This is a genomic window from Prosthecobacter sp. (genome assembly GCF_020439865.1).
GTDB lineage: Bacteria > Verrucomicrobiota > Verrucomicrobiia > Verrucomicrobiales > Verrucomicrobiaceae > Prosthecobacter.
The window spans coordinates 23712-29866 of the sequence record NZ_JAGRPF010000063.1 but is presented as its reverse complement, the minus strand read 5'-3'; the positions used below and the strand labels follow the sequence as shown (position 1 = coordinate 29866).

Sequence of the window (6155 nt, the reverse complement as noted above, 5' to 3'; positions counted from 1 at the left end):
CGCGCCTTCCAGCGCCCAGCCGATGGTGATCCACTGCTTCTCGAATTGAATCGGGAAGATGAGCGTGATGAAGAACAACGCCACGCCGCCGAACCACGCGAGCTGCGTGAGACGCGCGGGATTGTCGTTGCTGTGTTGTTTCAAAATGAAGACGAGACAGGCCAGCGGAGCGATGGTGAAGGCGATCGGCAGCAGGCCCATCATCTCATTCGGCCAGGCCTGACCGACGAGTCGATAAACGAGGCTGAAGGTGCCAACGCCAGCGGCGCCTGCGGTCATCCACGGCAGTTTGTGCGTCGCAAACTGCTTCTGAAACACGAGCGGGAACGCCGTGAAGATCGCGTAGAAGCCGAGATACCAGAGCAGCGGCGTGGTGGCGTATTCGGCGTGGAAGCTCTGCTGATGCCAGGCCCATTCGAGCGCGAGCACGCAACCGAGAGCCGTCGGTGCGAGCGCGGTGATGCCGCTGATGCGCACGAGGCCGAGCAGGAAGATCGTCAGCAGCAACGCGAGGCCGAACACCGGCGAAGGATTCGCGATTTGCAGCCGCAGCGTGGCGAGAATGAGCAGCAGGAACGGAAGCACCGCCGAACTGACCGGCAGCAGCGGAGCGAACTTAGCCTTCGGAACTTTGCGGAAGAGGAAACTGCTCGCGATGCCGAAAAGCACTGCGAATCCACCCAGCACAAACAGGAATGGCATGAGCGAGAAGCCGATCTCGCGCGGCCAGCTGAACAACCACGCCGCGGCGGTGATGAGAGTGAGCGCCAATGCGGCGAGCACCGGCAGCAGTCGCCCGCTGACCACGGCGATGCCGATGATGAGCAGATCGACGATCAGAATCACCGGCCAGATCGTGAGGCTCATCGCATCAAGACTCAGCACCGGCATGAGCAGCAGCACGAGCGTGACGACGGGCACCCAGCCCGCGTAAGGCAGTTGATTCGGCGTCCTACGTTCCATCAACACAGCCAGCGCGGTATGCAGCAGCCCGAAGGCGAGAAAGATGCCGAGTGCATACGGCAGCAGCTCCGTGGTGAGTTTTTCCGTCGTCCAGATGGAGAGATGAATGAACGTCAGCGCGCCGACGATGCTCTGCGCGATACCGACACGCGATTGATGCCACACGACGCGCAAGGTGATGGCGTTGATGCCGAGAACGAAGGTGTAGAGCAACACAGGACGCTCGGTAATGGCACCGACGGTGAGGAATCCGAACGCGGTGAACATCGCGCTGCCGCACAAGGCGAGCGCGGACCCCGCCGGGTAGAGATCGTCGGCATCTTTTTGCTTCGACCACCATGCGGCGAGCGAGAACAGTGCGGCGAAGCCGAGGAACACGCTCACCGGCACCCAGGTGGCCGAACCGATGGCATATTGGGATGCGCGGAAGAACTTCATCATCCAACCCGCCTGCATGAAGATCGTACCCGCGGCAGCGAGTGCGGTGAGATGCAGCCAGCGCTTGTTTTTGGCGACCGCGAGCACGCCGATGTCGAGCAGCGCGATGAAACTGAAGAGGCCGAAGGGATTGTCGCGGCCAGTGGAACAGAGGATCGGCGTCAAGAAGCCTCCAAGCATGCCGAGAACGGCGACGACTTGAGCATTGAGTCGCACGGCGAGCAGGAACGCCGCGGCGGTGATGAGCGTCATCAGGGCAAAGGCAACCAGCGGCTGATCCAGCGGCGGAATGCGCCAGAGCGAGTGCGCCGCGAAGGTGACACCGTAGAGCACGACAATGCCGGTGGCGCAAAGTGTGCTCGCCAGCGTGGCATAGCGTTCGCGCCGGTTCATCACCACCCCACCGCCTACGAGACCAGCGCCGATGACGAAACCAATCGCGGTGCGCAATTCGGGCGAAATCCAGCCGCGCTCGATGCTGAGCTTCACGAAGAAGATAATGCCCAAGAACAGCGCGAGCCCGCCGACCCACGCGAAGAGCTTCGCACCCATGAACTGCTCGAGATTTATGGCAGGTGCTGGCTGCGCCTTGGGCGTCATAGGGCGCGAAGGAGGAGTTGAAGCAGCCGCGTGCCGTTCGGGTTCCGTGGCGACAACGGGGCGGGATTGCGGAATCGGCGGAGGTGTTGCGGTGCGCGCTGGTTCTTGAGCAGCGACGACCTGCGGTTCGGCGGGTGGTGCCGGGGCGGGACTTGAGGCGGCGGTTTCGATGATCTCTGCGCTCTCGGGCGGGGGTTCGGGCGAATACTTGGAAGGCGCGGGCGCCCCTGTCTCCGCCTGCAGAGGCCTCAGGGCTTCCAGCAGTTCGATGCGCTGAAGATGCCGGTTTGCGCGTTCTGTGGTGCGCGCCTGAATCTCGCGCAAGAAACCGACTTCCTTGGCGAGTTCGTCTGTGCGGCGGCGAGCTTTGCTGGCGAGGACGATGGCGATAATGGGCATGATGAGCACCGCGCCGCCGACGATCAGGAGGATGAGAATGATTTCGTCCATAATGCCGCCAAGTGTCTCAGGGTCGGGGGGCAATGGAAATTGATATTTCCAGGTGGCATCATTGATAAACCGTATAGCCTTCCAGTAAGCGCATGAACGTCCATCACCTCGAACTCTTCTACTATGTGGCCCGGCACGGCGGGGTGAGCGCGGCGGCTCGCGCCATGCCCTACGGCATTCAGCAGCCAGCCATCAGCGCGCAGATTTTGCAGCTCGAAGATGCACTTGGCGTCACGCTGTATCAGCGGCGGCCGTTTCAGCTGACGCGTGAAGGACAGACGCTCTATGAGTTCATCGCGCCGTTTTTCAGCGGGCTGGTGGAGATGGCGGACCGTCTGCGTGGCGGCGGCGAGACGCGGCTGCGCATCGCGACAGCGGAGGTGGTGCAGCGCGATTACCTGCCTGAGCTGCTGATCCGAATGCGTCGGCGGGTGAAGGGTTTTCAGTTCACGCTCACGCACGGTCGGCAGCAGGAGATCGAGGCGCTTCTGGCCTCCCAGGAGATCGACATCGGTCTCAGCACGCTTATGGACAAGACCGCGGCGAACATCGAAGCGCGCGAGCTGATGCGCCTGCCGATGGTTCTTCTGGTGCCCAAGCAAAGCGGTTTTACCAAAGCATCACAGATCCTCGAAAAGGACCGGATCGACCTCCCTCTTGTCATGCTGGATGCGAAGGACGTGCTCTCGCGCGCATTTCAGGCCGGGCTGCGTCAGCGCGGAGCAGACTGGATTCCGAGTCTCGAGGTTGGCAGCCTCGATCTCGTGGTGCGCTATGTGGCGGAGGGGTTTGGTGCCGGGCTGGCCCTGAACCACCCGCGTGCGGATCTTCCCGCCAATGTGAAGGTGCTCACGCTCGAAGATTTTCCGCCGCTGAGCTTTGGTGCGCTGTGGACGGGACGTCTGTCGCCGCTGGGTGAGGCCTTTCTCGCCGAGGCAACGTCTTTGGCGGGAGAGCTGACGCCTTAGCGGAACTGGATGTTTCGATGGCAGGTGCGTCGCCGGACTCATGGTTGAATTCGGGTTTCATTTCGCAGGAGAAACAATCGAGTGAATAACTTTTTCGGAGGCTGCGTCGGATGGAGTGACCATGAAAATGAACACTCTCCTTCTTCTCAGCTCATTGACCGTGGCTGTCACCCTCTCGTCCTGTGTTGACTACGGCGGTTATGGCTACGGCTATGGGTCGTCGTACTCGGGCCGACCATCCTACTACAGGGGCGGCTACAGCTCCCGGCCGTTGGTAACTTACAACAGCTTCAACAGCTACAACACACGGCCTTCCTACGGTCGCTCTTATTTATCGCCGTCGTTCGGCGCGTCCTTCAGCAGCTTTGGATCCAATCGCGGATCCTCGCATCACTCCAGTCGTGGCTTCTCGCCCGCCCCTGTGAGCAGCTATTCCCATCACAACTCCTTCGGTGGTTCTCACAGCTCCCACAGTGGTTTCAGTTCAGGGTCACGTAGTGCTCCCAGCAGTTTCGGCGGCAGCTCTCGCAGCGGATGGAGCGGAGGCTCCTCGGGCGGCTTCGGCGGCGGATCGCACAGCGGCTCAGGCGGTTCTCACGGAGGATCGCACAGCGGAAGTTCTTCCTCGGGCGGATTCCACGGAGGTTCCGGCCGAAGCTTTTCCGGAGGAACGATCACCACCGCCAGCAGTCACAATGGCAGCAATCATCATGGCCGTTGACGATTAGCCGCGGAAAAGCGATTCCCACTCCACGCAGCGTCCGAGATCAGTCTCGGGCGCTGTTGTTTTTAATCTGCAGAGAAGTGGCCGATGGCGCGCGCCTTTCCCGTTCCTTCCCACAACATCAGGCCTGGGCCTTTGCCTTCGGCATCGGTTCTGGTGCAGTAAAACACGCGTGGCCTGCCTCCAATCTCTGTGGCGCAGAAACCAAAGGTGTCGTCCAGATCCTCGATGAGGATCTCCGTTTTCGTCAGCGACTGCGCCATGGCTTCGAGCTGGGCTTTCACCGTGGGGAAATCGTCGCTGCTCGGCGCATAGAGAGGTCTGGCAGGCATCGGTGTGCGCACGATCGTGGCCATGTGCCGTCCGCGCAGCAGCGCGTAGATCCAGTTTCCGGCGGGGGCGATGTGGTGCACCCACTGGCCGCCACCGTTCGCTTCGTCAGTGTTTGAAATGGCCAGTGGTGCGATGCGCGCACCTACCAGTGTTCCCAGCCGCTCCAGGCCCGCGTCATCATCGTCGGTTTGAATGCCGCCTTCCCACACGTCGCCGTCGCTCAAGAAAAAAAGCCGGCCGTCGTCGGAAAACACACCGCCCGTGGCATTGCCCACGCGTCGGCAGAAGACGGAGACGAACGCCTTGCCTTTGCTGCCGGGTTTGCGTCCGTAGAAGGTGCCGGCGCTCGATGCGTCGGCCGCTTCATTGCCGCTGACAAAGAGGCAGTCGGTGAGCGGAGTGCCGGATTGCGTGACCACGAACAAGTCCGCAGCACCCACGACAGGAGCAGTGGAGTAAACCCGCTTCACCGGAGTGGCGGCACCGGGCGTCCACACCCACACGGCGTCCTTGGCGAGAAACAGCGCCTCTCCATCGCCGCCGCGCGCCACGCTTTCGATGCATTCGTCCTTCAACTCCTGCGGCAGTGGCGCTTCGGTGATCTTCCCGCTGGCGATGTCCACCTGTAACAGTCCGCTGCGCGCGTTGCATAGGGCGATCGTCACTGTCCTGCCGTCTTTGGAAAAGAAAGCATCACCTGCGATGCCGGACTGAAACGAAAGGGCCAGTGCAATGAAGACGCTGACCGGCGCCGCCGGAAGTTTGAAGGCGTTCATGGTCGCGCTGTAAATCAGGCCGCCGACATGTCAACGTAGGAACGGCGGACGATTTTGATCTTCCCGCCGGGCTAGATCTGCGAGCAAGGCGCAGGCACGAGCATGATGTTCGTGATGCGTGACACGATCTCCTTGTCCGTGAAGCCGGGGGTATTCTTCAGCTTCGTCCACTCGGGATCCACGCGGAACGTGTTCCAGCCCTGTTCCTTGGCGGCGACGTCGCTGAAGGCGAGCATGTAGGTGAGGTTCGGCATCAGCGGACCCACGATCGTCTCGCCGAAGAAAACTGCGTTCAGGCCGCTGCGCTTGAAGATCTCCAGCTCGCCGATGTTGAACATCTCGATCTTCTTCTTCGCGGTCTTCTCGCTCGGACTCTCATAGATGCGGAGCTGGTACACCTCGCTGCCCTTCTCCGGCAATGCCATCGCCGGCATGCCTTCGATGCCTTTCGTCAGCCAGCTCTCGACGCGATCGAACACCACATCCGTCGCCGGGACACCGAGGTAGTCCGCGCCCTTCTGCTGCAAGGCCGCGTCGGAGAGCAGTTCGCCGCTTTTGGCAAACTGTTCGAGAGAGGTGTGGCGCAGCACGACATAGACGACCGTCGGCGACTCGAGTTTTTCAGGAAGGAACACACCGACGTTGCGGACGCCGAGACGGTTCAGTGCCGGGATCGCCGCGTCCTTCAGGTAGGCTTCCAGAATTGGCCGCTTCTCCGGGGTTTTCAGCGTGTACTTGCGGATCTCGAAATACTCCGGCCCGGCACCGCCTGCGGCTTCTGCATCGGGAACGGCACGACTGGCGCCGACGATGCCGGCTGCTGCGACGGTGGATTTGAGAAAAGTGCTGCGTTTCATGGGAGGCGGGAGTGAGACGCTATTCATGCTGACGATTCGGCGGAGA

The 6155-nt window shown here is 61.5% G+C and carries 5 protein-coding genes; 2 read left to right on the top strand and 3 right to left on the bottom strand.

Annotation, left to right across the window (positions count from 1 at the left end; genetic code table 11):
* Positions 1–2451: DUF2339 domain-containing protein (locus tag KDL09_RS06220; RefSeq protein WP_294382782.1), on the bottom strand; the 2451-nt coding region annotated here is incomplete at its 3' end.
* Positions 2452–2543: 92 nt separating this feature from the next.
* On the opposite strand from KDL09_RS06220, the gene KDL09_RS06215 reads away from it, so the two are divergent.
* Entirely contained in the window at positions 2544–3419 is an 876-nt protein-coding gene (locus tag KDL09_RS06215) for a LysR family transcriptional regulator (protein ID WP_294382781.1), read from the top strand.
* 127 nt (positions 3420–3546) lie between these two features.
* Complete coding sequence (locus KDL09_RS06210; RefSeq protein WP_294382779.1) at positions 3547–4140, top strand: hypothetical protein; 594 nt, start codon at positions 3547–3549, stop codon at positions 4138–4140.
* Positions 4141–4208: 68 nt separating this feature from the next.
* Here the strand turns inward: KDL09_RS06210 and KDL09_RS06205 are convergent, their stop codons facing one another.
* Together KDL09_RS06205 and KDL09_RS06200 are read right to left on the bottom strand one after the other, a co-directional pair.
* Positions 4209–5252, bottom strand: a complete 1044-nt coding sequence (locus KDL09_RS06205; RefSeq protein WP_294382777.1) for a hypothetical protein — start codon at positions 5250–5252, stop codon at positions 4209–4211.
* 71 nt (positions 5253–5323) lie between these two features.
* Positions 5324–6109: an NIPSNAP family protein gene (locus KDL09_RS06200; protein WP_294382775.1), complete on the bottom strand. Its 786-nt coding sequence runs from the start codon at positions 6107–6109 to the stop codon at positions 5324–5326.
* Between the last annotated feature and the right edge of the window lie 46 nt (positions 6110–6155).